At 74.1% G+C, this 26,817-nt stretch carries 24 protein-coding genes and 1 pseudogene; 12 read left to right on the forward strand and 13 right to left on the reverse strand.

Annotated features, from left to right (window positions below):
- Positions 1–47 precede the first annotated feature (47 nt).
- Entirely contained in the window at positions 48–1,298 is a 1,251-nt protein-coding gene (locus ACA361_RS13195) for an oxygenase MpaB family protein (protein WP_375012200.1), read from the reverse strand.
- Positions 1,299–1,499: 201 nt separating this feature from the next.
- Here ACA361_RS13195 and ACA361_RS13200 point away from each other — a divergent pair, with 201 nt between their 5' ends.
- On the forward strand, positions 1,500–2,183 hold the full coding sequence (locus tag ACA361_RS13200) for a TetR/AcrR family transcriptional regulator (RefSeq protein WP_375012490.1): 684 nt from the start codon (positions 1,500–1,502) through the stop codon (positions 2,181–2,183).
- Here the strand turns inward: ACA361_RS13200 and ACA361_RS13205 are convergent.
- Positions 2,180–3,364, reverse strand: a complete 1,185-nt coding sequence (locus tag ACA361_RS13205) for a DUF418 domain-containing protein (protein WP_375012201.1) — start codon at positions 3,362–3,364, stop codon at positions 2,180–2,182. The genes ACA361_RS13200 and ACA361_RS13205 overlap by 4 nt on opposite strands.
- A gap of 250 nt (positions 3,365–3,614) precedes the next feature.
- Here ACA361_RS13205 and ACA361_RS13210 point away from each other — a divergent pair, with 250 nt between their 5' ends.
- Both ACA361_RS13210 and ACA361_RS13215 read left to right on the forward strand, forming a co-directional pair.
- A complete protein-coding gene (locus ACA361_RS13210; protein ID WP_375012202.1) occupies positions 3,615–4,946 on the forward strand; it encodes a sensor histidine kinase in 1,332 nt (443 codons plus the stop codon).
- On the forward strand, positions 4,937–5,599 hold the full coding sequence (locus tag ACA361_RS13215) for a response regulator (RefSeq protein ID WP_375012203.1): 663 nt from the start codon (positions 4,937–4,939) through the stop codon (positions 5,597–5,599). The genes ACA361_RS13210 and ACA361_RS13215 overlap by 10 nt, the downstream gene beginning before the upstream one ends.
- Before the next feature lie 31 nt (positions 5,600–5,630).
- Here ACA361_RS13215 and ACA361_RS13220 read toward each other — a convergent pair whose 3' ends face one another.
- A complete protein-coding gene (locus ACA361_RS13220) occupies positions 5,631–6,815 on the reverse strand; it encodes a hypothetical protein (protein ID WP_375012204.1) in 1,185 nt (394 codons plus the stop codon).
- Between the two features lie 176 nt (positions 6,816–6,991).
- On the opposite strand from ACA361_RS13220, the gene ACA361_RS13225 reads away from it, so the two are divergent.
- The gene (locus ACA361_RS13225) at positions 6,992–8,392 is read left to right on the forward strand and encodes a cytochrome (protein WP_375012205.1); all 1,401 of its coding nucleotides are present in this window, start codon (positions 6,992–6,994) and stop codon (positions 8,390–8,392) included.
- Between the two features lie 12 nt (positions 8,393–8,404).
- Here the strand turns inward: ACA361_RS13225 and ACA361_RS13230 are convergent, their stop codons facing one another.
- The gene (locus ACA361_RS13230) at positions 8,405–9,232 is read right to left on the reverse strand and encodes a mycofactocin-coupled SDR family oxidoreductase (protein WP_375012206.1); all 828 of its coding nucleotides are present in this window, start codon (positions 9,230–9,232) and stop codon (positions 8,405–8,407) included.
- Positions 9,233–9,347: 115 nt separating this feature from the next.
- Here ACA361_RS13230 and ACA361_RS13235 point away from each other — a divergent pair, with 115 nt between their 5' ends.
- Positions 9,348–9,953 carry a TetR family transcriptional regulator gene (locus ACA361_RS13235; protein ID WP_375012207.1) on the forward strand — a complete coding sequence of 202 codons (606 nt, stop codon included), beginning with the start codon at positions 9,348–9,350 and terminating at the stop codon, positions 9,951–9,953.
- Between the two features lie 158 nt (positions 9,954–10,111).
- Here ACA361_RS13235 and ACA361_RS13240 read toward each other — a convergent pair whose 3' ends face one another.
- From ACA361_RS13240 to ACA361_RS13255, 4 genes are all read right to left on the reverse strand, one after another.
- Entirely contained in the window at positions 10,112–11,131 is a 1,020-nt protein-coding gene (locus tag ACA361_RS13240) for a CU044_5270 family protein (RefSeq protein WP_375012208.1), read from the reverse strand.
- A complete protein-coding gene (locus ACA361_RS13245) occupies positions 11,128–11,745 on the reverse strand; it encodes an RNA polymerase sigma factor (RefSeq protein ID WP_375012209.1) in 618 nt (205 codons plus the stop codon). The genes ACA361_RS13240 and ACA361_RS13245 overlap by 4 nt, the downstream gene beginning before the upstream one ends.
- A 131-nt stretch (positions 11,746–11,876) precedes the next feature.
- Positions 11,877–13,097: a CU044_5270 family protein gene (locus ACA361_RS13250; protein WP_375012210.1), complete on the reverse strand. Its 1,221-nt coding sequence runs from the start codon at positions 13,095–13,097 to the stop codon at positions 11,877–11,879.
- Positions 13,090–13,665, reverse strand: coding sequence for an RNA polymerase sigma factor (locus ACA361_RS13255; RefSeq protein WP_375012211.1), 576 nt, complete (start codon positions 13,663–13,665; stop codon positions 13,090–13,092). The genes ACA361_RS13250 and ACA361_RS13255 overlap by 8 nt, the downstream gene beginning before the upstream one ends.
- Positions 13,666–13,868: 203 nt before the next feature.
- Between ACA361_RS13255 and ACA361_RS13260 the strand changes: the two genes are divergently transcribed.
- Complete coding sequence (locus tag ACA361_RS13260) at positions 13,869–15,452, forward strand: GMC oxidoreductase (RefSeq protein ID WP_375012212.1); 1,584 nt, start codon at positions 13,869–13,871, stop codon at positions 15,450–15,452.
- Between the two features lie 27 nt (positions 15,453–15,479).
- Entirely contained in the window at positions 15,480–16,052 is a 573-nt protein-coding gene (locus tag ACA361_RS13265) for a TetR/AcrR family transcriptional regulator (RefSeq protein ID WP_375012213.1), read from the forward strand.
- Positions 16,053–16,106: 54 nt separating this feature from the next.
- Here the strand turns inward: ACA361_RS13265 and ACA361_RS13270 are convergent, their stop codons facing one another.
- The gene (locus tag ACA361_RS13270) at positions 16,107–19,676 is read right to left on the reverse strand and encodes a serine/threonine-protein kinase (RefSeq protein WP_375012214.1); all 3,570 of its coding nucleotides are present in this window, start codon (positions 19,674–19,676) and stop codon (positions 16,107–16,109) included.
- Positions 19,677–20,029: 353 nt separating this feature from the next.
- Here ACA361_RS13270 and ACA361_RS13275 point away from each other — a divergent pair, with 353 nt between their 5' ends.
- Positions 20,030–20,434 (forward strand): Fur family transcriptional regulator, encoded by a 405-nt coding sequence (locus ACA361_RS13275; protein WP_375012491.1) that lies wholly within the window; start codon positions 20,030–20,032, stop codon positions 20,432–20,434.
- A gap of 29 nt (positions 20,435–20,463) precedes the next feature.
- Positions 20,464–22,662 (forward strand): catalase/peroxidase HPI, encoded by a 2,199-nt coding sequence (katG, locus tag ACA361_RS13280; RefSeq protein WP_375012215.1) that lies wholly within the window; start codon positions 20,464–20,466, stop codon positions 22,660–22,662.
- 69 nt (positions 22,663–22,731) lie between these two features.
- Here the strand turns inward: katG and ACA361_RS13285 are convergent, their stop codons facing one another.
- Both ACA361_RS13285 and ACA361_RS13290 read right to left on the reverse strand, forming a co-directional pair.
- Positions 22,732–23,163: a Fur family transcriptional regulator gene (locus ACA361_RS13285; protein WP_375012216.1), complete on the reverse strand. Its 432-nt coding sequence runs from the start codon at positions 23,161–23,163 to the stop codon at positions 22,732–22,734.
- Positions 23,164–23,220: 57 nt separating this feature from the next.
- A complete protein-coding gene (locus tag ACA361_RS13290) occupies positions 23,221–23,556 on the reverse strand; it encodes a HEAT repeat domain-containing protein (protein ID WP_375012217.1) in 336 nt (111 codons plus the stop codon).
- Between the two features lie 301 nt (positions 23,557–23,857).
- Between ACA361_RS13290 and ACA361_RS13295 the strand changes: the two genes are divergently transcribed.
- Positions 23,858–24,226, forward strand: a complete 369-nt coding sequence (locus tag ACA361_RS13295) for an RNHCP domain-containing protein (protein ID WP_375012218.1) — start codon at positions 23,858–23,860, stop codon at positions 24,224–24,226.
- A gap of 10 nt (positions 24,227–24,236) precedes the next feature.
- Positions 24,237–24,662 carry an RNHCP domain-containing protein gene (locus ACA361_RS13300; protein ID WP_375012219.1) on the forward strand — a complete coding sequence of 142 codons (426 nt, stop codon included), beginning with the start codon at positions 24,237–24,239 and terminating at the stop codon, positions 24,660–24,662.
- 44 nt (positions 24,663–24,706) lie between these two features.
- On the opposite strand, the gene ACA361_RS13305 is transcribed toward ACA361_RS13300, so the two are convergent.
- Positions 24,707–25,516, reverse strand: a complete 810-nt coding sequence (locus ACA361_RS13305) for a VOC family protein (RefSeq protein ID WP_375012220.1) — start codon at positions 25,514–25,516, stop codon at positions 24,707–24,709.
- 115 nt (positions 25,517–25,631) lie between these two features.
- The gene (locus ACA361_RS13310) at positions 25,632–26,552 is read right to left on the reverse strand and encodes an NADP-dependent oxidoreductase (protein ID WP_375012221.1); all 921 of its coding nucleotides are present in this window, start codon (positions 26,550–26,552) and stop codon (positions 25,632–25,634) included.
- Between the two features lie 112 nt (positions 26,553–26,664).
- Here ACA361_RS13310 and ACA361_RS13315 point away from each other — a divergent pair.
- A pseudogene (locus tag ACA361_RS13315) lies at positions 26,665–26,784 on the forward strand (DUF1707 domain-containing protein); the annotation flags it as partial.
- Positions 26,785–26,817 lie beyond the last annotated feature (33 nt).

A 26,817-nucleotide genomic window follows, 5' to 3' on the forward strand; every position in this document is an offset into this window, starting at 1 on the left:
ATGCGACCCGGGCTCGGAGCGGGACGGTTCCGAGCCCGGGAGGCGGGTCAGTAGTCGGGGTTGTTGGTCACCGGGATCTCGATGCTGATCGGGTAGTCCGCGCCGGACAGGACGAGCAGCGCCGACAGCCGGAGGATCTCGTCGAACGCCCAGTAGGAGCTCTGCACGATCCCGGGCGCGTCCTCGAGTTCGAGCAGGCCCTCGCGGACGCGGACGAACGGCTCCCACGCGGTCTCGAAGATCGTGTCCCAGAGCGGGTACCGGCGGATGTTCAGCCAGCCCGCGATCTCGTCGCCGAGCACGTACCGGGTGAGCGCGCCGAGGATGGGCTTGGTGACGTACTTGAGCGGGCCGCCCGGGACGATCGTGGCCAGGTTGAGCAGCATGTCGGCCAGCTTGATGCCCTCGGGCGTCGGGGCCAGGATCGGGTCCAGGACCTGCTTGGCCTGCGAGTTCGCCTCGTCCCACGACTTGGGGATGTACTCGTCCTTGATCCCGAGCATGTGCGCGCACAGCTGCCAGGAGTGCAGGAACGCCTCGGACTCGGCGGCGGGGATCGGCACCTTCCACTTGACCAGGTTCTGCATGACGGTCGTGGGGAGGCTGTGCCAGGTGACCATCATGTCCGCCTGGCTGATCGGGACCGTCTCGTCGGCGACCTTGTTCCAGTACGGCGACTTCGGCAGCAGGTGGCGCACGCCCGCGTGCGCCAGCCGGGTCTTGACGCAGGTCACGATCATCTCGCCGTCGGGCTTGTAGGCGTTCGCCGTGCCGATGTCGTAGCCGAGCTTGGCGGTCTTGGTGATGCGGTCCCGCATGTCCGCACCGCCCTTGGAGTAGTAGACGGCGCGCGCCTCCCTGGGGATGACCGTGCTCATCATCCCGCTGGCGAACCCGTAGGTGACGCCGAGGTAGAGCCCGCGCTTCTCGTTGAAGTCGACCGCGGTGTCGAGCTTGGCCTGGTCGGCCCAGGACGGCAGCCGCCTGGCCCGTTCCATGAAGTCGCGCAGGTCGGCGGGGAGCCCGCTCGGCAGTGCCTGGCCGTTCTTGGTCCAGGTCCGCAGCTTCCTGTTCACGTCGGGGACGGCGCCCCGGTCGAGCAGCGAGGCGACCAGCTGGTCGGCCTCCGGGTCCCACACGCCGCGCGGGTCGGCCCCCGCCCCCGCGCCGGCGATCGAGCCTTCGGGCGACCACGTCCACAGCCGGGACGCCTGGGCGGGGGTGGCCGCGGTCAGCGCGCCGACGGCGCCCAACGCTCCACCCGTCATCAGCACGTTGCGCCTGCTGGGCTTGTCCATCTTCGTTCCTCCTCGGGGCCGAGATCGCCGTGCGATACGGTGAAACGCATCCTGCATCCGCGTATCATCGACGGCAGTCCAATGACAGCACACTGTGTCGGCCGCCACAAGACCTGATCTTGACGGCGGCCGCGGAAGGGTGCGGCAGAATGGATGGGGTCGTCCCAGGAGGAGAACGTGGAACCTGTGCTGTCCTTCCTCATGGCGACCTCGGGACACGAGTCGCTGCTGGAACGCGCGTACAGCGAGGCCGTCGGCCAGGCCGGCGAGAACGGCGAGGCGGGCGAGACCGACACCGCCCGCGCGCGCGTCCTCGACGCGGCGTACGAGCAGTTCTGCCGGATGGGCATCCAGCGGTCCACCATGGAGGACGTGGCCCGCCGGGCCGGGGTCTCGCGGATCACGGTCTACCGGCGGTTCGCGACCAAGGACGCGCTGGTCGAGCAGGTCGTCCGCCGCGAGTTCCGCCGCTACTTCGACCGGTTCCTCACCGACATACAGCGGGCCGAGACCGCCGCCGACCGGGTGGTGCTGGGCTTCGTCAGCTCGCTGCGCGCCATCCGCGGCAACCCGCTGATCGGCGGCCTGATCGACGCCGAGACCGACCTGCTCGTCTCCGCGATGATCAGCGACGGCGGCCACACCCTCGCCACCGTGCGGCGGTTCGTCGCGGGCCAGCTCCGCCAGGAGCAGCGCGCCGGCAACGTGGCGGACGGGCTGGACATCGACCACGTGGCCGAGATGATGGTCCGCGTCTCCGCGTCCTTCCTCGCCATCCCCAGCCACCTCGTCGATCTCGACGACGACGCGCAGCTCGCCGCCCTCGCCCGCCGCTTCCTCGTCCCCATGCTCGAACCGCCCGCCCCGCCCGGCTCCGCCGGCTAGGCCGTGCGGCGGCCGTAGGCGAGGCGGCGCAGGAGCGCCTCGGCGGGACCGCGGCGGCCGGCGCGCGCGGCCATGGCCGCGGCGAGCACCGTGGCCAGCCAGGTCAGCGCGGCCGCGGCGGCCATCGCGGCGGTCCCGAGATCGTCGCCGAGCCCGCCCGCGTACGGCGCGAACAGGGCCACGAACACCACCGACTGCGCCAGGTAGCACGACAGCGACCGCCGGCCGGTCGCCACCATCGCCCGCGCCACCGGCCCGCCCCGCCCCGCCCGCCCGGCGGCCGCCAGGCCGAACGCGGCGCCGGCGCCCAGCGCCGCGGCGAACCCGGTGAGGACGTGCAGGGCGGACGCCAGGTACGTCGCCGCGACCCCGGCGTTCCAGAGCCCGGCCGCGATGAGGCCCAGCGGGAGCCCGCCGGCCACCCCGGCGGGAAGGCCGACCAGGGCGGTGCGCCGCAGGAGGCGGCGGTGCCGGGCCGGGTCGTCCAGGACGCGGCGGCGCGCCGCCCAGACCCCCAGCAGCATCGGCGCGAAGGCCGACAGGGCCAGCAGGACGACGTCGAGCGGCCAGGCCGCGGCCCGCAGGACGAGCGCCTCCCAGGGGTCGCCGGTGAGCAGCGACGGGACGCTGCTGCGCACGTCCGTCCCGAACGGGGGCATGCCCACCAGCGCGGCCGGCGGTACGGCGGCGGCGAGGGCGGCGCCGGCCCAGGCGAGCAGGGACCGGTCCGGGGCCCGCAGCGTGAGCAGGAGCCCGAAGCCCAGGATGCCGTAGATGGCGAGGATGTCCCCGCCGAAGAGCAGGAGCAGGTGGGCCAGGCCGAACGCGGTCAGCCAGCCGAAGCGCCGCCGCTGCAGCCGGCGCACGGCCCGGAGGTCGTGCCCCGACGCGAGCTGCCGGCGCATCAGCTGCACGGCGCCGTACCCGAAAAGCAGGGCGAACAGGGGCAGCCACCTGGCGTCCACGAGCGTCACCAGGAGCAGGTCGGCGGCGCGGTCCGGCCAGGACCCGTCGAGCGGGCGGGAGCGGGCCCCGTACTCGGGGGCGTTCACGTAGTAGACGGAGTTCGCCAGGGCGATGCCGAGCAGGGCCGTTCCGCGGGCCAGGTCGGGGGCGAGCGAGCGTTCCTTCTCGGGGGTGGGCGCGTCCGCCGGTGTACGGCGCGGTGCGGTCTCGTTCATGGCGGCGAGTCTTCGCGGGACTCCCGCCGCGCCGTATCCGCTGAACGGGCCATCCGCGGTTCGACCGGTTGAATCGCGCGCCGCCGCGTCCCGCCGGGCCGGGCCCGGCCGCCGCCCCGGACAGGGCGCTGACCGGCGCGAACGGCGCGCGCCACCGCGCCGGCTAGCACGCGGTGCCGTGCGCGCGTGTCGTCCGGTCGATGGAATCCGCGCGCGGGCTCCCCGGCCGGAATCGGTGGATACTGCAAGCGTGGCCGGACGCGATCGACACCAGGAGGCCGCCGTGGACGTCCCCGCCGGGCGGAGCGGCTGGGACCGGTTCTGGCTGGCGTCCCCGTACGCCGCGGTGGCGGCGGCGTCCCTGCTCGTGCTGGCGGAGCGGCCCGCGCCCTCGCCGGACCTCCTGCTCACGCTCGGGCCCGCGGCGCTGGCCGCGCTGTGGCACTGGTGGATGGTCACGGCGCATCCGCGCTGGCCGGAACGGGCCGCGGCGCCGATGGCGGCGTACTTCGCGGTGCTGCTCGGCCTGGCCTGGTGGCTGTTCCTGCGCGAGCCCGTGTACGTCCTCCTGGTGGCCGCCTGCTACCCGACCGCGTTCGTGACCCTTCCGGGGCGGCTCGCGTACGCGGGCGTGGCGGCCACCAGCGCGGCGACCGTCACCGACTGGGATTGGTCGCCGGGGATGCTGGCCACGCTCTGCGGAACCACCGTGCTGATCGGCGCCGTGGGCGGAGCGCTGCGGGCGGTGGAGTCCGAGGCCCTGCGCCGCCGCGTCGCGTACGAGGAGCTCACCGCCGCGCACGCGCGCCTCGCCGAGATGGCGCGGCACAACGCGGGGCTCCAGGACGAGCTGCTGGAGCGCGCCAGAGCGGCGGGCGTCCTGACCGAACGCACCCGCATGGCGCGGGAGCTGCACGACACGCTCGCCCAGGGGCTGGCGGGGATCCTCACCCATCTGGAGGCCGCCCGCGGGCACATTCCGGCGGACGGCCCGGCGCGCGGCCATGTCGACGTCGCGCGGGAGACGGCGCGCGAGAACCTGGCCGAGGCCCGCCGCTGGATGCTGGCGATGCGGCCGTCCCCGCTCGACGCGGGGACGCTGCCCGAGGCGATCGAGGCCGTGGTCGGGCGCTGGCGGGCGCGCGAGGGCGCGGACGCCGCCGTGACCGTCACCGGCACGCCCGTGCGGCTGCGGCCGGAGGCCGAGGAGGCGCTGCTGCGCGCGGCCCAGGAGGCGCTGGCGAACGCGGCCCGGCACGCGCGGGCCCGGCACGTCCGCGTCACGCTGTCGTTCATGGACGACGTGGTCGCGCTCGACGTGCACGACGACGGCGTCGGCTTCGACCCGGACGCGGCGGCCGCAGGCCCGGCCGGCGGCGGGCTCGGCCTGTCGGCGATGCGGCACCGGATCGCGCGGTTCGCCGGAACGCTGAGCATCGAGTCGGCGCCGGGCCGCGGAACGGCGGTGAGCGTGACCGTCCCGGCGGTGCGCCCGGATGAGCAAGAAGGGGACGCGCGGCAAGGGGACGGGCAGCAAGGGGACGCGGAGCAAGGGGACGCGGAGGAACGGGAATGCGTGTGAACGACGGCTCGGGCGGCGCCGAAGTGGTCCGGGTGGTCGTCGTCGACGACCACCCGGTGGTCCGCGCCGGGCTGCTGGGCATGCTCGGCGGGCAGCCGGGCTTCGAGGTGGTGGCGGAGGCCGCCGACGGCGCGGAGGCGCTGGCCGCGGTGGCCCGGACGCGGCCGGACGTCGTCCTGAGCGACCTGCGGATGCCGGGCGTGGACGGGGTGGAACTGATCCGGCGGCTGGCGTCGGCGGCGCCGGGGACGCGGGTGCTGGTGCTGACCACCTACGACGGCGACGCCGACGTCCTGCCCGCGATCGACGCGGGCGCGGTGGGCTACCTGCTGAAGGACTCGCCGCGCGAGGAGCTGTTCCGCGGGCTCCGCGCCGCCGCGCGCGGCGAGAGCGTGCTGGCCCCCTCGGCGGCGGCGCGGCTCATCGAGCGCGTCCGCGCGCCCGCCCGGCCGCCGAGGGGACCGCTGAGCGAGCGCGAGATCGAGGTGCTGGCGCTGGTCGGCGGCGGCGCGAGCAACCGCGAGGTGGCCGCCGCGCTGTTCCTCAGCGAGGCCACCGTGAAGACCCACCTGGTACGGATCTTCGCCAAGCTGGGGGTGTCCGACCGTACGGCCGCCGCGGTCACCGCCCACGAGCGCGGCCTGCTGCCCTGACGCTCCGGCGCCCGTCCGGATCCGGCCCTGCTCAGTCGCCGGTCTCGGTGCCCAGGAGGGGCTCGTCGGCGGCGCGGAGCTCCTGGTTGGGGAGGCCGTCCGGGTAGTCGCGCCCGACCCGGTCGAGCGCCGCGAGGGCGATGCTCAGATGGCGGCGCTTGCTCGCCTCGTAGAAGGGCTGGGCGCCGCCGGCGAGCTTGGGCTCGGCGTGCAGGGGCTTGTCGGAGACGCACAGCAGCGTCGCGTTGGGGATGCGGTAGCGGAACCCGTTGGCCGCGATCGTCGCCGACTCCATGTCGACGGCGATGCTGCGGGCGCTCTTCATCATGGCCAGCGTGCGGCCCTGGTTGAACTCCCAGTTGCGGTTGTCGGTGGTGTGGACGACGCCGAGGCGGTAGCGGGCGCCGGCGGCATCGAGGCTGTCGAGCAGGATGGCGTTGAGCCGGTGGTTGGGGATGACCGGGATGTCGAGCGGCAGCACCTCGTCCAGGACGTGGTCGGCGCGCTGGTACGCGGTGGCGAGCACGAAGTCGCCCAGCGCCTGGTGATTGCGCAGGCCGCCGCAGTGCCCGATCATGATCATGGTGTCCGGGCGCAGCACCGCCAGGTGGTCGGTGATGGTCTTGGCGTTGGACGGGCCGACGCCGATGTTGACCAGGCTCACGCCGCCGCCGTCCGGCGTCCGCTGGTGCCAGGCCGGCATCTGGACGCCCGGCCGGACCGGGCCCTCCGCGTCGGGGAAACGCTCCCGGAACGACTCGACGTGCATCGCGTAGTTGGTGAACAGCACGTGCCGCTGGAACGACTCGGCGGGCGTCCCGCAGTAGTGCGAGAGGCGGTCCAGCGAGAGCGCCATGCGTTCCGGGCCGAAGAGGAAGAGCTTCTTGCCGCGCAGGTCGACGCGGTCCTCGTCCAGGGCGGGGAAGAAGCCGGGGTCGTTGAAGTCGAGCGCGGGGCGGGACGCCCGTACCGTCACGGTCGCGCCGGCCCGCATCAGCGCCGACAGCTCGCGGCGCAGGTAGGGCCGGATCGCGCTCGGGCGCGCGAACTCGCCGGCGATCCGGGGATTGGCCGTCGACCACGGCCGCTCCACGTCGACCGCCGGGTACCAGCCCTCCGCGTCCACCGAGTCGAGCTCGTCGAGCAGCTCCTCGACGGCGGCGTCGACGCCCGCGGCCGGGCCCGCGCCCACCGGCTCCGTTCCGCCCCGTCCCACCTGGCCCACCTCGCACGTCCGCCCCTGTGCCGTCCATGGCCACCCTAGAACAGCGGCCGGCGAGGCCGCGGGCGCGCTCCCCGGTGAGGGCCGCACCGCCGTCCGCGTCGTCGGCCGCCCGCCGTCATGAGCCGATCGCCGGGCGTTCGGGGGTCGCACTCTCTAAAGTTCCGGACATGGACCCTCAGATGCCCTCAGCCTCCCCCTTTCCCGCCGGACGGCTCGACGCGGTGGCGACCGACGAGCTGCTCACCCGCGAGTTCGACAACGACCCGGCGCCGGTGTACGAGCGGCTGCGCGGCAAGTACGGCAGCGTCGCCCCGATCCTGCTGATGGGGGTACCGGTCTGGATGGCGCTCGGCTACGACGAGGTCCTGTCCGTGCTGCGCAACCACAACGGGCTGTGGAGCAAGCGGATGAGCGACTGGCGCGCCTACGTCCACGGGGAGATCCCCGCGGACTGGCCGCTGCTGACCGTTCACCTGAACCCCGGCGTGCCGTTCCACGAGGGCCGCAGCCACGCCGAGCTGCGGGAGGCGTGGGCGGCGGGGCTGAAGCCGTTCCAGGACCGCACGCAGCCGCAGGCCCGCCGGCTGGAGAACGAGATCCGCGGGCACGCCGACGAGCTGCTCGCGCTGCTGGCCGAGGGCGGGCCGACCGGGTTCGCCGACCTGGCGGCCCAGTACGCGCGGCCGCTGACACTGGTGGCGTGCAACCGGCTGATCGGCATCGACGCGACCACCGACGAGGCGCTGATCGACACCTGGCGGGTGGTCGACGCCGGGCCCGACGCGGCCGGGGCGATGAGCCGGCTGACCACCGCGATCGGCCAGGTCGTCGAGGCCCGGGCCGGGCGGCCCGGGGACGACGTGCCCTCGGGGATGCTGGCCGCCGCCCCCGGCCTCGGCACCGAACAGGTCGCCATCGAAGTGGTCAACCTGATCAGCACCCTCGGCGACTTCACCAGCCTGCTGATCTGCAACACGATCGTCGAGGTCGTCAACGGTGACGCCGGTGTCCGGGCCAGCCTGGCCGGCGGCATGCTGCACGAGGCCGTCAACCGGGCCGCGATGGCCAAGCCGCCCAACACCAACCTGACGCTGCGCTTCGCCACGACCGGCGCCAGGCTCGGCGGCGTGGCGATCGCCCCCGGAGACCCGGTCATGCCGTCGGTGGCCGCCGCGCACGCCGACCCGGGCTTCGCCGGCGCGCTGGACCCGCACTCGGTGCACAGCTCCCGCGCCCACCTCGCGTGGGGCGCCGGCCCGCACCGCTGCCCCGGCGACGAGCTCGCCACCACGATCACGACGATCGCCGTGGAGCGCCTCTTCGAGCGGATGGCGGAGTTGGAGCTGGGCCTGCCCGCCGACCATCTCCCGTGGCGCTCGTCCGCGCTGATGCGGGGACTGAGCGCGCTGCCGGTGCGGTACCGCTTCCACCAGGGTCCCGCTCGGGCGGAGCGGGCGGCGCCCCGTGCGGGGGCGGACGGGCCGGCGGAGACCGGGGCCGGTGCGGGCGCGCGGTCCCAGTCCCCGCTGGCCCGCCTCGTCCGCACCCTGCTCAGGCAGCGCTCCTGACGGGCCGGACGGTCACAGGGAGCCGCCGGCGTCGATGACGTGGGTGGCGCCGGTGACGTACGCGGCGTCGTCGGAGACCAAATGCAGGACGGCGTTGGAGATGTCCTCCGATTCGAGCGCGGCGACGGGGAGGCGGTTCAGGGCGCGGGCCGCCTCCTCGAAGTCCGCGCGCGTCGGGTCGTCCAGGTCGGGGCGGAACAGCCGGTACGTGGCGTCGTTCAGGATCATCTCGGTCGCGACGGTCGTCGGGTGGACGGTGTTGACCCGGATCCGGTGCGGGGCCAGTTCCTTGGCCATGACCTTCATGAGCATGACCAGCCCGGCCTTGGCGGCCGAGTAGTGCGCGGTGTTCTCGTTGGCGTAGATCGCCGCGAGCGAGCTGGTGATGACGACGGCGCCGCCGCGGCCGCCGGCGACGATGTGCGGGACCGACGCCTTGAGCGACTTCCACACCCCGGTCAGATTGATGTCGATCATGTCCTGCCAGGTCTCGTCGCTCATCTCCAGCGTCGGGGCCGGGGAGGAGATGCCGGCGTTCGCCAGGACGATGTCGAGCCGGCCGAACTCCGCGATCCCGGCCTCGACGGCGGCGGCCAGCGCCGCCGAGTCGCGGACGTCGGCGTCGCGGGCGACGATGCGGCGGCCGGTGGCCTGGACGAGCCGTACGGTCTCGGCCAGGTCGTCGGCCGTGGCGAGCGGGTAGGGGACGCTGTCGACCTTCGCCGTGGTGTCGACCGCGATGATGTCGGCGCCTTCGCTCGCGAGCCGTACCGCGTGGCTCCGGCCCTGGCCCCGCGCCGCTCCGGTGATGAACGCGACCTTGCCGTCCAGCTTGCCCATATCCGTCTCCCGTGCCCGTTCCGAGGGTTCCCCTCCGGAGGTTATGGCGCACGGTGACATAAGTCTAGGGCCCCGCGTACACCGGCGGGCGGGGACCGCGTGCGACCATCGGGGCATGCCGCCATCCCGCCAGCGCCGCCCGGGCGCCGACCGCGGCGGACGCCCCGCGCTGACCAGCGCGCACGCGCTCGCCGAGATCGCGCAGGGCCTGTTCCTCGACCGGGGCTTCGAGGAGACCTCGGTCGACGACATCGCCGCGGCCGCAGGGATCAGCCGCCGCACGTTCTTCCGGTACTTCTCCTCCAAGGCCGACGTGCTGTGGGTCGAGTCGCCGGCCGAGTTCGCCCGCTTCCGCGCGGAGCTCGCCGCCGCCCCGCCCGGCGAGCCGTACGACGCGGCGCTCCGCCGGGCGGCGCCGCGCGCCCTGCACCATCCGCCCGAGCACCGGACGTGGGCGCTGCACCGGGCGCAGCTGCTCCTCAGCGTCCCGGCGGTGCAGGAGAAGGCCGCCGCGCGGCACGCCGAATGGCGGCGCATCGCGGCCGACTTCGTGGCCGCGCGCCGCGGCACCGGCCCCGGCGACCTGGTGGCGATCGCCGCCGGGCACGCCGTGCTCGCCGCCACGCTCGCCGCGCACGAGTACTGGCTGGCCCACCCGGACGAGGACCTGCCGGACGTCCTGGACCGCCTGCTCGCGCTCCTGCTCCCCCGCCCGGAGTGACCGGGTCCGCCCGCGGCGTCCGGCTCAGCCGCACGCCCACCCCATCCTGACGGTGGGCGTTCCCTCCTTCCCGTCCCGCGCCGCGAACAGCGCAAGGAAGGGCGGCGCCGCCCTCGGCCAGGCGAGGCGAGGGCGGCGCCGGTCCACGATGCGGGGTCTCAGGGCTTCTTGAGCTGCTCCGGCGGGATGGCGTCCACGACCCGCTGGTCGGTGATCATCCAGGAGAGCAGCGGGGTGCCCGGCTTCTGGTCGGCGCCGTACCGCTCCATCGCCCCTTCCTTCGACGCCCTCGCGCGCGCCTTCGGGTCCGAGAAGCCCTCCGGGTTCGCGAGGTCCTTGCCGCCCTCGGGCTGGAACGAACGGTCGGGGTCGGCGACGGTGCGGGTACCGATGAAGCGGTACGTCCCGGGCTCGAACAGCAGCTCCACCCGGACGCCGCGCCAGGTCTGCCCGACCGCGACGTACTCTCCGGTCGTCTTGACGAGCTTCACGCCGGGGAGCGTCCCGACCGCCTTGAACATCGCCGCCTGCGAGGCGGGCGCCAGCCTGGCGCCGGAGACGATCTCATGGACGTGGCTGTAGGCCCGCACGTCGGGCGGCAGTGCGGTGCCCGGGGCCTTCTGGTAGAGGTAGGCGCGCATGGCCTTCGCGTCGATCGGCAGGTCTTCGCGGTAGCGCGGCTCGTTCTCGCAGTCGGCGGGCGCCTTGGCCGGAGCGGGCCGCGCCATGGCCTCGCAGACCCAGAAGCGCCGGCCCCCTTCGATCTTCAGGCCGATGCCCTTGCCGTTCGCCGAGTACCAGCTCCGCTCGCGGATCACGGTGGGCGTGTCGAAGCCCCGCGACTCGGCCGCCCGGTAGATGTACTGGTCCGGGCGCGGCTCGGCCTCCCGGGCCGCGGTCTCGGCGGCGCGGTCGAGGACCTGGGGCGCGCTCATCGGAACGACCCGGGTCGTCCCGCCGCCCGGGGCGGCGTCCTCGCCGCCGCCCGGCACGACCACCAGGGCCGCGGCGGCGCCGCCCGCGAGGACCGCCGCGCCGAGGCCGCCGAACATCAGCCGGCGTCCCGGGGCGCGGCGCCGGGCGGACATCTCGGTCAGCAGCGCGGTGCGCCGGGCGGCATGGCGGCCGGCGGGCATGTCCTGCCGTTCCGGCGGCATGGGGGGCGTCCGGTCGATCATGATGCCTCCTCCGTGTAGAGCGTCGTGGGCCGGTCGCCCTTCCTGTGTCCGTCCACCCGGACCGGTTCCATGTCCTGCTTGAGCCGTTCGCGGGCCCTGGCCAGCCGCGACCGCACGGTCCCGACCGGGACGCCGAGCGCCGCGGCGGCCTCCGCGTACCCGAGGCCCTCCCAGACGCAGAGCGCGAGGACCTCCTGGTCCTTGCGGGCCAGCTTCCGGATCGACGCGAGCACGGCGCGCATCTCGTGCTCGGCGTCGAGGCGGGCCGCGGCGGCCGCGGCGTCGTTGACGGCGGCCGGCAGCGCCCGCACCCGGTCCAGGGCGGCGCGGTGCCGGCGCAGGCTGCGGCGGTGGTTGTGGAGGACGTTGGTGGCGACCCCGTAGAGCCAGGGCAGCAGGGAGTCCGCGCTGAGCCGCACGTGCGCCCGCCGGCGCCAGGTCTCCATGAAGACCACGGAGGTGAGGTCCTCGGCCGCCGACCAGTCCGCCGTTCGGCGGAAGCAGTAGTTGTAGACGGTGCGCGAGTGCCGGTCGAAGAGCTCGCCGAACGCGCGCTCGTCGCCGTTCCGGGCACGGCCCCACAACTCCGCGTCCGCGGGGGGTTCGTTGGTCATGGCCTGCTTGTGTCCGGTGCGCCCGTTCGGTTCCCCTCATTCTGATCCTTTTCCGCGCGGAAAGGGGCGTGCCGCCCGCGACGAGCGTCGCGGGCGGCACGTGCGGTGGCGGCGTTACGGTGTGCGCCGGGTCAGCGCCGCGGTTCGGCGTCGGTCCACTCGGTGACCTGGTACACCTCGTACCCGGCCAGCTCGCCCGGGCGGTGGAACCGGTCGGGCATGTCCGCGGCCTCCAGCCTGCGCGGCCTGCCGTCGTCCCCGGGCGGCAGCCTCCGGCTGCCCTTGGGCGGCGTGGCCACCAGGTCCCGGACGGCCAGCAGCGTCCCGGCGGCCGGGTCGACGATCAGCTGCCGGCGGTACGTGCCGAGCTGCTTGGGCGCGGTGTAGAGCCCCAGCGGCACGGTCGTCTCCAGCGGCAGCGAGACCGCCGTGCCGCGCCGGCCGATCGGGTCGGTCGTCGCGCCCTCGGCCCTGACCCCGGGCTGGGCGGCGAGCATCCGCCACGCCGCCGCGCGCACCTTCGGCGGGGCGGGCGCCATGGACAGCAGCTTCTGCGTCACGTCGCTCAGCGCGCGGACGCGCTCCTGGCCGCGCAGCGCCCGGATCGGCTCGGGGTTCCTGTTCCGGGAGTACGCGTGCCAGTCGCCCTCCAGGTCCAGCAGCGACTCCTCCAGCGCCTCCGGGTCCGTGGGCAGCGCGGCGATCTGCGCCGCCGTGAGGCCGAAGTAGCGGTCGTCGGCCGGGTACCAGGCCGGCGTGCCCTGCTGGGTGGGCGACGCCATGTCCAGCAGCATCTGCGCGTCGCCGCCCTCCGAGTTCGGGATCTTCGCCCACTTGGGCGAGCCCGCCGCCCGCCACTTCCGCCGGTCCTCGGGGGTGAGGGGGATGTCGGAGTACTCGATGTGCGCCCAGATCGCCTTGCCGCCGCGCTCCGCCCAGCCCTCGCCGCCCTGCCGGGAGTCGACCTTGTAGTGGTTCGCCGCGCTGCCGCCGACCGCGTGGATCTCGCCGCTGATCCGCTTGACGTGCCAGTACTTCCCGGCCGGCGCCTTCTGCGCGTTGGCCGCGGCGACCAGCAGGACGTTGCCGCCCTGCGCCACGGTCGCCTCCTCCGGGGCGGCGTCCGGCTGCACGGAGACGACGGTGACGGCCCCCGCGGCCACGGCGGCGGTCGCCGCCAGGCTCACCAGCGGCATCCGGAACCCGCGGCGGCGTCCCAGCGGAGCGCGGCCGCCGCGCCGGGGCCGCACCTCCGCCCTGGCCCGCCAGTCGGTCCGCAACGCGATCCGGTCCGGGTGCTCCTCCTCCGCCAGGGCGGTCCGCATTCCGCGCAGTGCGTCCAGCTCATCCATCGTTCTTCTCCTCGGGAAGGTGCTTGCGAAGCTTCTTGCGGGCCCGGTGGATCTTGGCCTTGACGGTGCCGAGGGGGAGATCGAGGGTCGCCGCGATCTCCGCGTACGACATCTCCCCCCAGGCCAGCAGCAGGACGGCACTGCGCTCCTGCGCGCCGAGCGAGGCCAGCGCCCGGGCCAGCCGGGGACCGAGCGCCGCGGCGGCCGCCCGGTCGGCGGCCGGGCCGGCGAAGTCCTGCTCCGCGGGGTCCACGCCGGTCCGGGCGAACGCCCGGTACATGCGGGTCTCCTGCCGGTGGTGCCTGGCGATCTGGTTGCTCGCGATGCCCCACAACCACGCGCCGAACTCCGCGCGCCCGTCGAACCGCTCCCGCCGCTGGAACGCGGTCGCGAACGTGTCCGCGACCACGTCGTCGGCCAGTGCGGGACCGAGCCGCCGCCTGATGTACGCGTGGAGCCGCGGCGAGTGGCGGCGGAACAGCTCGCCGAACGCTTCCGGGTCCTCCAGGGAGGCGGCGACGATCCGCGGATCGTCCATCTCCTCCCCGACCCGGCTCACCATCGCCATGGGCGACTCTTCATGGCTGCGTCCTCCGTGTTCTGGGGGTGCTGACACCCTCCTCTATCCCGAAGGCGGCCCCCGGGTTGCGCCCGGCCGGCGAGCGGCACCCGGACGGCACGCGTACTAGCCGATCGGCTACCTTTAGCCCGGCTCCACCGACCTTGTCCCGGCCACGCTCACTCCCCGCACCCCCCGACGTCTGGAGAGTCATGACCGAGATCAGCCGCCGTTCCCTGCTCGCCGGCACCGCCGCGACCGGGGCCCTGTCCGTCCTGGGAGCGCCGCCGGCCCGGGCCGCCCGACGCGGATCCGTACCGGTGCGGCGCGAGGAGCACCGGCTGGTGATCATCGGCTCCGGCTTCGGGGGCGGTGTCGCGGCGCTGCGGTTCGCGCAGGCCGGAGTGCCCTCGCTCGTCCTCGAACGCGGCCTCTGGTGGCGCACCGGGCCGGACGCCGAGACGTTCCCGCACGCCACCAGTCCCGACCGGCGCGCGATGTGGATGGGGCTCGACCCGGAGCTGTTCGGCGTCCCGATGCCGGTCCACGACCCGTACACCGGGCTGCTGGAGCTGGTGAAGGGCGACGGGATGAACATCATGTGCGCCGCGGGCGTCGGCGGCGGCTCCCTCGTCTACCAGGGCATGACCCTCCAGCCCTCGGCGGACGTCTTCGAGGCGACCATGCCCGGCGGTCTCGACTACGCCCGGATGGACGGCGTGTACTACCCGCGCGTCGCCCGCATGCTCAGGCTCCGGACCGCGCCGGACGAGCTGATCGCCAGCAGGCCGTACCTGCCGTCCCGGATCTTCGCGCGCAACGTCGAGCGCGCCGGCTACGAGCTGTCGAAGATCCCGATGCCGATCGACTGGTCGTACGCGCTGCGCGAGCTCAAGGGCGAGATGAAGCCGTCGTACACCAACGGCGACTGCTCGCTCGGCGTGAACAACGGCGGCAAGCACTCGGTCGACGTCACCTACATCGCCGCCGCGCGGGCGACCGGCCTGGTGACGGTCGCGACCCAGCACAACGTCACCGACGTGGCGATGGCCCGCGACGGCCGCTGGCAGGTCTCCGTCGACCGCATCGCCACCGACGGCACCGTGCTGGAGAAGAAGGTCATCACCACGAAGGGGCTGGTCATGGCGGCCGGCGCCGCCGGCACCACCAGGCTGCTGATGCGCGCGGCGGCCAAGGACCAGATCCCGGACATGCCCGACGGGCTCGGTAGCAACTGGGGCACCAACGGCGACCGCATCTACGTCTGGACGAACCTCGCCGACGACTTCGGCGTCCCCCAGGGCGGGCCGGTCGTCTACGGCAGCAAGGAGTGGGACGACCCCGCCACCGCGAACACCGTCATCCAGGCGTCGCTGCCGCCGCTGCCCGCCAACCTGCGCTCCACCATGCTCGTCGGGTACGGCGTGAGCGAGGGCCGCGGGCGCTTCGTCTACGACTCCGCCAGGGACGAGGCCGTCCTGCACTGGCCCAGTGGCGGCGACGCGAAGCTGTACGAGCGGCTCCAGCGGCGCGCCACGAGGATCGCCGGGCCGGGCTCCGTGCTCCTCGACACCAACGCGGTCGTCCCGTCCACATGGCACCCCCTGGGCGGCGCCTCGATGGGGATCGTCTGCGACCTCGCCGGCCGCGTCCGCGGGCACCGCGGCCTGTACGTCCTGGACGGGGCGCTGATGCCCGGCACGACCGCCGCCTGCAACCCGTCCATGACGATCGCCGCCGTCGCCGAGCGCGCGGCCGACGAGCTGGTCGCGCGCGACGCCGGGACGGTCTTCTGACCCGCGCGCCCGCCGTAGGCTGCTGGGATGGCCAGGGGGAGTCGGCGGCCGGGAGAGGCGCGGGAGCGGCTGCTGGCCGTTGCCCTCGAACTGTTCGCCCGGCACGGGGTGAGCGGGACGTCGCTGCAGATGATCGCGGACGAGCTGGGCGTGACGAAGGCCGCGGTCTACCACCGGTTCCCGAGCAAGGAGGACATCGTCTGGGCGGTGATCGCCCCGGCGCTCGCCGAGCTGGAGGAGGTGGCCCGGCGCGCCGAGGCGCGGAGCCGGCGGTCCGACCGGGTCGCGGCGGCGCTGGCGGGCGTGGTCGACCTGGTCGTGGACAACCGCCGGCTGATGGCCGTCATCCTGGCCGATCCCGCGGTCGGCCGCCTCATCCGCGAGCATCCCACGCTGCACGCGCTGGAAGGCCGCGTCAACGCGATCCTCACCGGCCCGGACCCGGACCCCGGAACGCTCGTCGCCGCCGCCATGGTCAGCGGCGGGATGCTGGCGGCCGGGCTGGATCCGCGGCTCGCCGGCCTGGACGACGAGGCCCTCCGCCGCCACCTGCTGGACACCGCCCGCCGCCTGCTCGGCCTCCGCCCGCTCCCCCGTTGAACGGCGCGCGGGGCCGGTGCGGGTCTCCGCACCGGCCCCGCGGCGCCGCCGGGGTCAGCAGGTCGCGCGGTACTCGATCCCGCTGGGGCCGCCCACGTACCGCTGCCATTCCTGCCGGGACAGCTGCCCGGTCTCCTTGCAGAGCGTCTCCTTCAGGAGCCGGGGGCCGACGATGTGGGTGACGAGCGCCGCGTCGTCCTGGCCCACGCTGTGGACGCGCGTGCCGTCGGGGCTGAACGCCAGCGACTGGATCACCGTGTCGGTGCTCGTGGTGTGGCCGGTGAGCGCGAGCCCGAGGTGGCGCTGGGTCGCCACGTCCCAGATGTCGATCTTGCCGCGGACGTCGGCGGTGGCCGCGAGCCGGCCGTCCGGCGAGATCGCCGTGATCGGGGTCTTGTTCTTCGGCAGCCGGATCGGGCTCCCCTTCTGCCTGAGCGTCCGGGCGTCCCAGAAGATGAGGGCGCTCTGGTCGCCGGAGCCCTCGACGGTCGCCAGCACGCCCTGCGCGCTGAGGGCCTGCACGGTCCGGCCCACCACGGGCGGGCCGGGCTCGACGAGCGTCTTCCCGGACGGGAAGGCGACCACGCCCAGGTCGCCGGTCGAGACCACCCGGCGCCCGTCCTCGCTCCAGACGATCCGGAGCTCGCGCCCCTCCGACGTCGTGGCCGGCTTCTTCGGGCGGGCCTCGCCGAGCTGCCGTCCCGTGCCGGTGTCATAGAACCGCAGCACGTGCGGCTTGCTGGACACCAGCACGGCCACCGCCTTGCCGTCCGGCGAGAACGAGGGCAGCGGGCGGCCGGCGAGCGGCGGCGGGCCGGCGTTGACCACGGCCCGCCTGGCCCGCGACCGCACGTCCCAGATCTCGATCGTGCCGTCCCGGGCGGGCAGGGCGAGCAGCCGGCCGTCGGGCGACAGCGCCATCTCCGGCTCCAGCGGGCGGCCGACGCCGACATCCGGCCGCCGCTTCCTGGACTCGGTGTCCCAGATCTGGACGGCGTCGGGATTCACCTTGACGGCCAGCGTCCGCCCGTCCTGGCTGATCGTCGAGTGGACGCCGAGCTCGGCGAACCGGAGCCGCTCGGTGTAGCCGGACACGTCGATCGACCGGACGCGGTCCTGGGAGTCGACGCAGCGCAGGCTGCTCCCGTCGCCGCCGAAGCGGGTGCCGCTGCACATGGTGTCGGGCGTGTAGCGGAGGTAGGGGCCCGCGTTCGTGCCGGGCTCGGTGCTCCACAGCGTCATCTCCGAGGCGATGTGGTTCCCGTCGCGGCTGAAGTCGAGGTCCGTGCCGAGCATGCCCTTCGGCACCGCCAGCGTCGTGCGGATCTCGCGGTCGTGCGCGTTCAGGACGACGATCGTGTCGCCGGCGCGGGTCGCGAGGAAGCGGCCGTCCGGGCTGAACGTCGTGCCGGTGAACTGCCTGGCGCCGGCGAACGGGTACTGGTTCGGCGCGCTGTGCCGGCCCGGGACCTCCTTGCCGGTGGTGAGGTCCCACCAGGCCAGCCGCATCCGCTGCTTCCCGGTCTCCAGCGGCATGACCATGTACCGCTCGTCCGGGGGCATCGCCGGCCCCCACACGCTCGTCCTCCCCTTGGCCCGGAACAGCTCCCGCCCGGTGGCCGTCTCCAGCACCGTGATCCGGCCGTTCAGCGTTCTGATCAGCTTTCCGCCGGTGGGGCTGAGGAAGAGCCCGGACCCGACCGCGTGCTTGTACGGGAGCGGGCTCGCGGTGCCCTTCGCGACGTCCCAGAACGTCATGGTGCCGTCGGTCTGGAGGGTGAAGAGCCGGCGGCCGTCCAGGGTGAGGTCCATGCCCACGAGCGGCGCGCCCTTGGCGGTGAGCGTGCGCACCACCTTCCGCCGCTCGGGGTCCGCGATGATGATCGTGGGCCGGTCGCGCTTCCAGAAGACGAGCGGGCCGCCGCCGGCGGGATAGAGGTCGTTCCACGTGCCGTCCGTGCCCGGCGGCCGCCAGATGTCCTTCTCCCACTGCGAGTGCACGGAGAGCAGCGCGTCGTGCGTCTCGGGCGTGCTCCCGGCGAGGGATCCGGCCGCCACGGCGAGCCGCCGCGCGAGGGCCGGGTCACTGCGCCGCGTCTGGACGGCCTGCGCGGCGAGCTGCCTGCCCACCGCCGAGTCGCGCTGCGCGGCGACCTCCGCGTTCGCCCGGCTGAGGTTGAGGCTCAGCACGCCCGCGCCGCCGCCGGCGAGCACGGCGACCAGGAGCAGGCCGGCGAGCGCCGCCGTGACGATCGTCCGGGTGCGGGCCCGGTGCCGGGTCTGCTCGACCGACGCCTCCAGGTACGCGCGCTCGGCGAGGTTGAGCGTGATCTGGCGGCGGCCGGTGGACGCCCAGCCGAGCGCCTCCTCCAGGCCCGAGCCCTGGAGCAGGTCGGCGGGCTTGCGGCCGTTGGCGTCCCAGCGGCGGGCGGCGTCGGCCAGGGCGTGGTGCCCGTTCAGGCCGCCGCGCTCGGCCTCCACCCAGTCGCGCATGCGGGGCCACGCGCGCAGCAGGGCGGGGGTGCCGATCCCGACGGTGGCGCCGTCGGGACTGTGGAGCAGTCCGGCGTCGCCGAACGCCTTCAGCACCCGCCGCACCGTCTCGTGGTCGGTCTCGCCGTCGGCGAAGTCGCTCAGCGGGACGGTGCGCAGGACGTCGCCGGCGTCGGGACGCGCGAGGACCATGCGGAGCAGGATGCGCGGCACGGCCTGCTGCGTGTGCGGGTCGAGCGCGCCGTACACCTGCTCGGCGAGCTCGGCCAGGGACGGCGGCAGCGTCATCGACGGCTGGGCGCCCTCGGCGGCGGCCTGCTCGCCCGCTTCGAGCGGGTCGCGGGCCTCGCCGCCGATGAGCCCGACGAGGATCTCCTCGGGCGCGGGGCGCTCGGCCGGGTCCTGGCTGAGGGCGGCGTCGACGAGGCCGCGGAGCGGCTCGCCGAGCACGGCGGTGTCCGGCCGGGTGTTCGTGATCTGGTGCATCAGCACCGGCAGCTCCCCGCCGCCGAACGGCGCCCTGCCGGTCGCGGCGAACAGCACGGTCACGGCCCACGCCCACACGTCGACGGCGGGGGTGGCGCGTTCGCCGCGGAACAGCTCGGGGGCCATCCAGCGCGGGGTGCCCTTGAGCTGGCCGGTGGCGCTGCGCGACATCTCCTCGGTCTTGGCGATGCCGAAGTCGATGACGCGCGGGCCGTCGGGGCCGAGCAGGACGTTCGCGGGCTTCAGGTCGCGGTGGATCACGCCCGCGCGGTGGATCGACGACAGCGCGGTGGCGATGCCGATCGCGAGCCGGTAGAGCTCGCCGGAGCCGTACGCGCCGTTGCGGTCGACCCAGCTCTGCAGGTCGGGGCCGGGAACGTACTCGCTGACGATGTAGGGGGGAAGGTGGTCCAGGTCGGCCGTGATGATCCGGGCGGTGCAGAACGCGGCGACGCGCTGGAGCGTCGCGACCTCCTTGCGGAGCCCGTTGCGGTACGCCTCGGTGACCGCGTCCGCGTGCAGTGCCTTGACGGCCACCCGGCCGCCCTGGGCGTCGTAGCCCTCGTAGACGACCCCCTGGCCGCCGGCGCCCAGGCGCGCCGCCAGCCAGTAGCCGCCGAGCTGGCGAGGATCTCTCTCACGCAAGGGGGAGACCATGTGTTTCGCATCCTCGGGAGTTGGGTCGGAGACCGGCCGGGAGCGCTGAGGCCGCCCGCCGGTCCGGCGTGGCGAATATATAGATGCCGGTGTTCTTCTGGCGGCGGCGCGGGCCCGGTGTGACCACGGCCACCGCTACCTCCTTCAGAAGAACATTGTTGTTCTGTCGAACGGGTACGACGGGGCCCGGCGGAGCGAAGTTCGGTGAACGTCCGGGAAATCGATCACAGTGATCGCCGGACCGCCGGACGGCCGTGGCCGGGAGGTATTCCTCTAGTCTTGACTCATTCAAGTTTATGGGCCAGTCTGTGGCCGTGGTCACACCCATGGACTACCAGCGGATGCTGCGCGAGGCCGCGCTGCGCGTCACCCGCCCCCGGCTGGCGGTGCTCGGCGCGGTGCACGCGCATCCGCACGCGGACACGGAATCGATCATCGACGCCGTGCGCGCGGAGCTGCCCAGGGTGTCCCACCAGGCCGTGTACGACTCGCTGCACACGCTGACGGCGGCGGGCCTGGTCCGGCGCATCCAGCCGTCGGGCTCCGTGGCGCGCTACGAGTCGCGGGTCGGGGACAACCACCACCACGTCGTCTGCCGGTCCTGCGGCACCATCGCCGACGTCGACTGCGCCGTCGGCGAGGTGCCCTGCCTGACCGCGTCCGACGACGGCGGCTTCACGATCGACGAGGCCGAGGTCATCTACTGGGGGCTGTGTCCCGCCTGCTCCACACCTGAAGATTCCTGATCCACCCCCGCTCCCCGAAGGGAAAGCACATGTCTGAGAACAGCGAAGGCGGCTGCCCGGTGGCGCACACGCGCGCACCGCACCCGACGCAGGGCGGCGGCAACCGCGGCTGGTGGCCGGACCGGCTCAACCTGAAGCTGCTCGCCAAGAACCCCGCGATCACCAACCCGCTCGGCGAGGACTTCGACTACACCGAGGCGTTCAACAGCCTCGACCTCCCCGCCGTGAAGGAGGACATCGCCCGCGTCCTCACCGACTCCCAGGACTGGTGGCCCGCGGACTTCGGGAACTACGGGCCGCTGATCATCCGGATGGCCTGGCACAGCGCGGGCACCTACCGCGTCAGCGACGGCCGCGGCGGCGCCGGCGCCGGCCAGCAGCGCTTCGCGCCCCTCAACAGCTGGCCGGACAACGCCAGCCTCGACAAGGCCCGGCGGGTGCTGTGGCCGGTCAAGAAGAAGTACGGCCGGAAGATCTCGTGGGCCGACCTGATGATCCTCGCGGGCAACGTCGCCCTGGAGACGATGGGCCTGAAGACCTTCGGCTTCGGCGGCGGCCGCGAGGACGCCTGGGAGGCCGAGGAGGACGTGTTCTGGGGCCCCGAGACCGCCTGGCTCGACGACGAGCGCTACAGCGGCGAGCGGGACCTTGAGAAGCCGCTGGCCGCGGTGCAGATGGGCCTCATCTACGTCAACCCGGAGGGCCCGAACGGCAACCCGGACCCGATCGCCGCGGCCCGCGACATCCGCGAGACGTTCGGCCGCATGGGCATGAACGACGAGGAGACCGTCGCCCTGATCGCCGGCGGCCACACCTTCGGCAAGACGCACGGCGCGGCCCCCGACCCGGCCAGCATCGGCCCCGAGCCCGAGGGCGCCCCGCTGGAGGACCAGGGCCTGGGCTGGAAGAGCACTCACGGCAGCGGCAAGGGCCGCGACTCCCACACCAGCGGCCTCGAGGTCACCTGGACGCCCACCCCGACCAAGTGGGACAACAGCTTCTGGGACGTCCTCTTCGGCTACGAGTGGGAGCTGACCAAGAGCCCCGCCGGCGCGCACCAGTGGCGGCCGAAGGACGGCGCCGGCGCGAACACCGTGCCCGACCCCGAGGACGGCACGCTCAACCGGCAGCCGATGATGCTGACGACCGACCTCTCGCTGCGCTTCGACCCGATCTACGAGCCGATCTCGCGGCGGTTCAAGGACGACCCGGAGGCGTTCGCGGACGCCTTCGCCCGCGCCTGGTTCAAGCTGACGCACCGCGACATGGGCCCGGTCGCCCGCTACCTCGGCCCCGAGGTCCCGTCCGAGACGCTGATCTGGCAGGACCCGGTGCCGGCGGTGGACCACGAGCTCGTCGGCCCCGAGGACGTCGCCGCCCTCAAGGCCCGGCTCCTGGACTCCGGCCTGACGGTCTCCCAGCTGGCCGCCACCGCGTGGGCGTCGGCCGCCTCGTTCCGCGGCACCGACAAGCGCGGCGGCGCCAACGGCGCCCGCATCCGGCTGGAGCCGCAGCGGAACTGGGAGGTCAACAACCCCAACGAGCTCGCGACGGTCCTGCGCACCCTGGAGGAGGTCCAGCAGGCGTTCAACGCCGAGCAGTCCGGCGGCAAGCGGATCTCCATCGCCGACCTGATCGTCCTCGGCGGCTGCGCCGCGGTCGAGAAGGCCGCGAAGGACGCCGGGGTCGACATCGAGGTGCCGTTCACGCCGGGCCGCACCGACGCGTCGCAGGAGCAGACCGACGTGGAGTCGTTCGAGGTGATGGAGCCCACGCACGACGGGTTCCGCAACTACCTCGCGAAGGGGAACGTGCTCCCGGGCGAGTTCCTCCTCATCGACCGGGCGAACCTGCTCACCCTGAGCGCGCCCGAGATGACGGTCCTCCTCGGCGGCCTGCGCGTCCTGGGCGTGAACCACGGCCAGTCGGACCTGGGCGTCCTCACCGACACCCCCGGGCGGCTGACCAACGACTTCTTCGTGAACCTGCTCGACATGGGCACGGTGTGGAAGCCGACCTCCGACGAGTCGGAGACCTTCGAGGGCCGCGACGCCTCGGGCAAGGTGCGGTGGACCGGCAGCCGCGCCGACCTCGTGTTCGGCTCGAACTCCGAGCTGCGCGCGGTCGCGGAGGTCTACGCGTCCGACGACGCCAAGGAGAAGTTCGTCACCGACTTCGTCGCCGCGTGGGACAAGGTGATGAACCTGGACCGGTACGACCTCGCCTGATCCGGTGCCGGTGACCGGGCCGGCCCGCACGGGCCGGCCCGGGCGCCGCCCTCCGGCGCCGTCCGGCGGTCAGCCCGCCGGGCGGCACGCGGGGCACAGCCCCCAGAACGTGACATCGGCCTCATCGACCAGGTACCCGGCCTCGTCCACCGGGTGCATGCAGGGCGGCTGCCCCAGGGCGCAGTCGACGTCCTTGACCGCGCCGCAGTTCCGGCACACCAGGTGGTGGTGGTTGTCGCCCACCCGCCCCTCGAACCGGGCCGGGCTGCCCGCCGGCTCGATCCGGCGGACGAGCCCCGCCGCGGTGAGCGCGTGGACGGCCTCGTACACCGCCTGGAGCGAGATGTGGCCGACGCGCTCGCGCACCCCGGCCGCGATCGCCTCGACGCCGAGGTGGTCGCCCGCCCGGACGGTCTCCAGCAGCGCCACGCGGGCGGCCGTCACCCGCAGGCCGGCACCGCGCAGCTCCTCGGCGGGGGTCGGGGTCTGGGATGCGGTCATGGCCCCAAAGTACCCGCACGGCCGCTAGCCCCCAAAGGCGGCGGCCGGGTGGCTCCCTCAGGCGAGCCGGCCGTCGGCGCCCGCCTCGTCGAGGATCCGGGCGGCCGCCCGGCTGTCGATCATCTCCAGGCCGCGCACCGCCCAGAACCGCAGCGACTCGTCCGGGCTCTCCAGCTGCTCCCGGAACACGTCCAGGGCGCGCTCCGACCTGGCCTCGGCGATCAGCTCCAGCAGCCAGCAGCGCAGGCTCTGGTCGTCCCGCTCCGCCGCGAACTCCGCGATCAGCTCGTCGACGTAGGCGTCGGCGTGCTCCCGGAGGAAGTCGAAGGCGTCCTCCCGTACCCGCGGGTCCCGCTCCCGCATCCGCTGCATGGCCCGATCGAAACGCGACATGCGCCGAGCTTACGAGCCGCCGGCCCCGCGAAAAACCGCTCGCCCGCGGCGGTGCGCCCTTGTTAGCCTGCGCGGGATCCCGTCAGTCGGACACTACCCGGGCCGCGGGCCCTGGAAAGAGGCAGGTCGATGTCCCGGTCAGCGCCGTGCGCGCTCTGCCATGCCCCGGGCCACCCCCGCCGCTGACGGATCCTTCCCTCTCCCGCCGGCCGGTCGGCCCGGTCCTCGACAGCCCGCCGAGGCGCGTTCGGCGCTTTCCCGCCGCCCGTCCAGTGACCGATCGGCAAGGAGAGACCCTGCTGTGTCCGACCATGAGGACATCCCCCGCTCCGTAACGAGCATCGAAACGTTCCGCTGCGCCCGCTGCGGCCTCAGCGTGCCCGCCCGCTCACCCGAAGGCGCCCGGCGCGACCACTGCCCCGGCTGTCTGCACTCGCTGCACCTCCGCGACCGCGACGGCGGGCCGTCGGAGTGCCGGTCGGGCATGGCGCCGATCTCCATCGCGGTGCCGCGCGACGGCGACTGGACGATCGTCCACCGCTGCGGCCGCTGCGGCGTGCTCGCGTCCAGTCCCGTCCGCGCCGACGACAACCGGCTCATCCTGATGCGGATGGCCGTGCGGCCGCTGGCGCAGCCGCCGTTCCCGCTCGAGCCGTTCGGCGCCCTCTGAGGAGGCGGCGATGGCACGGCGGAAGCACCCGCGGCACAGGCCGCAGAAACCCAAGGAAACACGAGCCGTGCAGCCCGGACGGCAGGGACGGCCGGGGCGGCAGGACGCGTTCCGCTGCGCCGGCTGCCGCCTGGACGTGCCGCTGGACGCGCCCGGCACCGCGCACCGCAACCACTGCCCGCACTGCCTGACCAGCCTGCACCTGGACGCCCGGGTGCCCGGCGACCGGCGGGCGGGCTGCCGGGGGCGGATGGCCCCGCTCAGCGTCGCCGTACGGCCGGACGGCGAATGGATGATCATCCATCGCTGCCTGGCGTGCGGCGAGCTCGGCGCCAACCGCATCGCGGGCGACGACAACGCGCTCGCGCTGCTGCGCCTCGCCACCCGCCCGCTGGCCGGCGTCCGCCTGCTGGCGGGCGGCCGGCCGCCCGGCTGACCGCCCGGCCCGGCGGCCCTCGGGCCGCCGGGCCGGGCGGCGGGTCAGGGGCGGGTCCTGATCTCGGCGCGGTCGCCGGGCTCCGGCGTGATCAGCGCCAGGCGGGCGCCGGCGGGGTCGGTCATCATCGCGAAGCGGCCGGGCTTGATGTCGGTCGGCGGGAGCCGGACGCGGGCGCCCAGCTCGGCGGCCCTGGCGGTGCTGGCGTCGCAGTCCTCGACCCAGAAGTACGGCATCCAGTGCGCCGGGTAGTCGGGCGTCCACAGCTCGTCCAGGGAGAGCATGCCCGCCACCGACCAGTCGCCGACCTTGAAGTTGGTGTAGTACGGGGAGTAGTAGTCGCGGTCCACCGCGCGCCATCCGAAGACCTCGCCGTAGAAGCGGCGGGCCCCTTCGAGGTCGCGGCAGGCCAGCTCGACCCAGCACACCGTCGAGGGCTCGTCGGCGACGCCCGCGCCCTTCAGGGTGCCGGGCAGCCAGAACGCGAAGTCGGCGCCCTCCGGATCCGAGCACAGCGCCATCCGGCCGAGGTTGGAGATGTCGGTGGGCGGCATGAGCTCCTGCCCGCCCATGCGGACGACGGTGTCCACCGACGCCCGCAGGTTCTCGGTACGGAAGTAGCAGGTCCAGGACGCGGGCTGCGCGTCGTCCGCGAGCGCCTGCATCCCGCCCACCGCGGGGCCCTGGACGTCCCCGAGGGTGAAGATCTCGTAGTCGGCGAGGCCCGGGATCGTCACCGTGTAGGCGTACCAGCCGAACAGCCCGCAGTAGAACGCGTTGGACGCCTCGACGTCGGGACTGGCCAGTTCCGCCCACGTCGGCCATCCGGGCGCGTACCCGGTCACCTGCGGCATCGGCGCATCTCCAGAGGGCGCATGGAACCCACGCTAGGGGCGGGCGTGTAATCACCCTGGATGCGCCGGCGGCGAAAACCGCCAAGCCCGCCCAAAGCTTCGCCAAGTCGGCCGTTCAGGGGACGATGACCAGCTTGCCGCCGGCATGGCCGCCGCGGCTGGCGTCGAACGCCTCGCCGACCCTCTCCAGCGGGTACGCGCCGGCCACCTTCACCTGGAGACGGTGCCGCTCGGCGAGATCGGCCAGTTCGGCGAGCTTCGCGCCGTCCGGGCGCACCCAGATCCAGTGGCCGCCGTGCTTCTCCACGGAGTCGTCGGCGATGGACACGTGCCGGCCGCCGCCGGCGAGGACGCCGAGGGTGCTCTCCAGCTGGCCGCCGACGAAGTCGGCGACCTTCGTGACGCCGCCGGGGGCCAGCTCGCGGACCCGGCCGGTGAGGCCGTCGCCGTAGGCGACCGGCTCGGCGCCCAGTTCGCGCAGAGAGTCGTGGTTGCGTTCGGAGGCCGTGCCGATCACGCGGGCACCGCGGGCCCGGGCGATCTGGACCGCGAACGACCCCACCCCGCCGGACGCGTTGTGGATCAGGAGCGTGTCGTCCGCGTCCACTTCGAGGCGGTCCAGGGCGCGGAGCGCGGTCATCCCCGCCAGCGGCAGCCCGCCCGCCTCCTGCCAGCCGAGCGCGGCCGGCTTGCGCGCCACCGCGGCGGCGGACACCGCGACGTACTCGGCGAACGTCCCGTGCCACACGACGTCCTTGCGGGCGTACGACATCACCTCGTCGCCGGGCGAGAACTCCGGCGTGTCCGGGCCGGTCGCCCGGACGACCCCGGCCACGTCCCAGCCCGGGATGACGGGGAAGACGGCGTCCATCATCGCGTCCAGGCCGCCGGCCATGACCTTCCAGTCGACCGGGTTGACCCCGGCCGCCCGCACCTCGATCAGGACCTGGCCCGGGCCGACCTTGGGATCGGGGACGTCGCCGGTGGTCAGCCGGGAGTTGTCGGCGGCATAGGCGTCGTAAGTGGCGGCGCGCACGGGCCGGCCTCCTTCCGTCGGTACTCCCGTGCCCTCCCTCCGTTCCGGGGGAGGTAAACCCTGCCGCCCGCCAAGGAAGGACCGGGCCGGCGATCGCCCGTATGATCGGGCCATGACCGCCGACGTCCCGAATCTCCGCGTTTCCCACGCCGAGCGGGAGGCGGTGGTGGAGCGGCTGCGCGAGGCCGCCGGCGAGGGCCGGCTGGAGATCGACGAGCTGGAGGCGCGGCTGGACGCGGCGCTGACCGCGAAGACCTACGCCGAC

Source organism: Actinomadura sp. 21ATH, assembly GCF_041951345.1.
Lineage (GTDB): Bacteria > Actinomycetota > Actinomycetes > Streptosporangiales > Streptosporangiaceae > Spirillospora.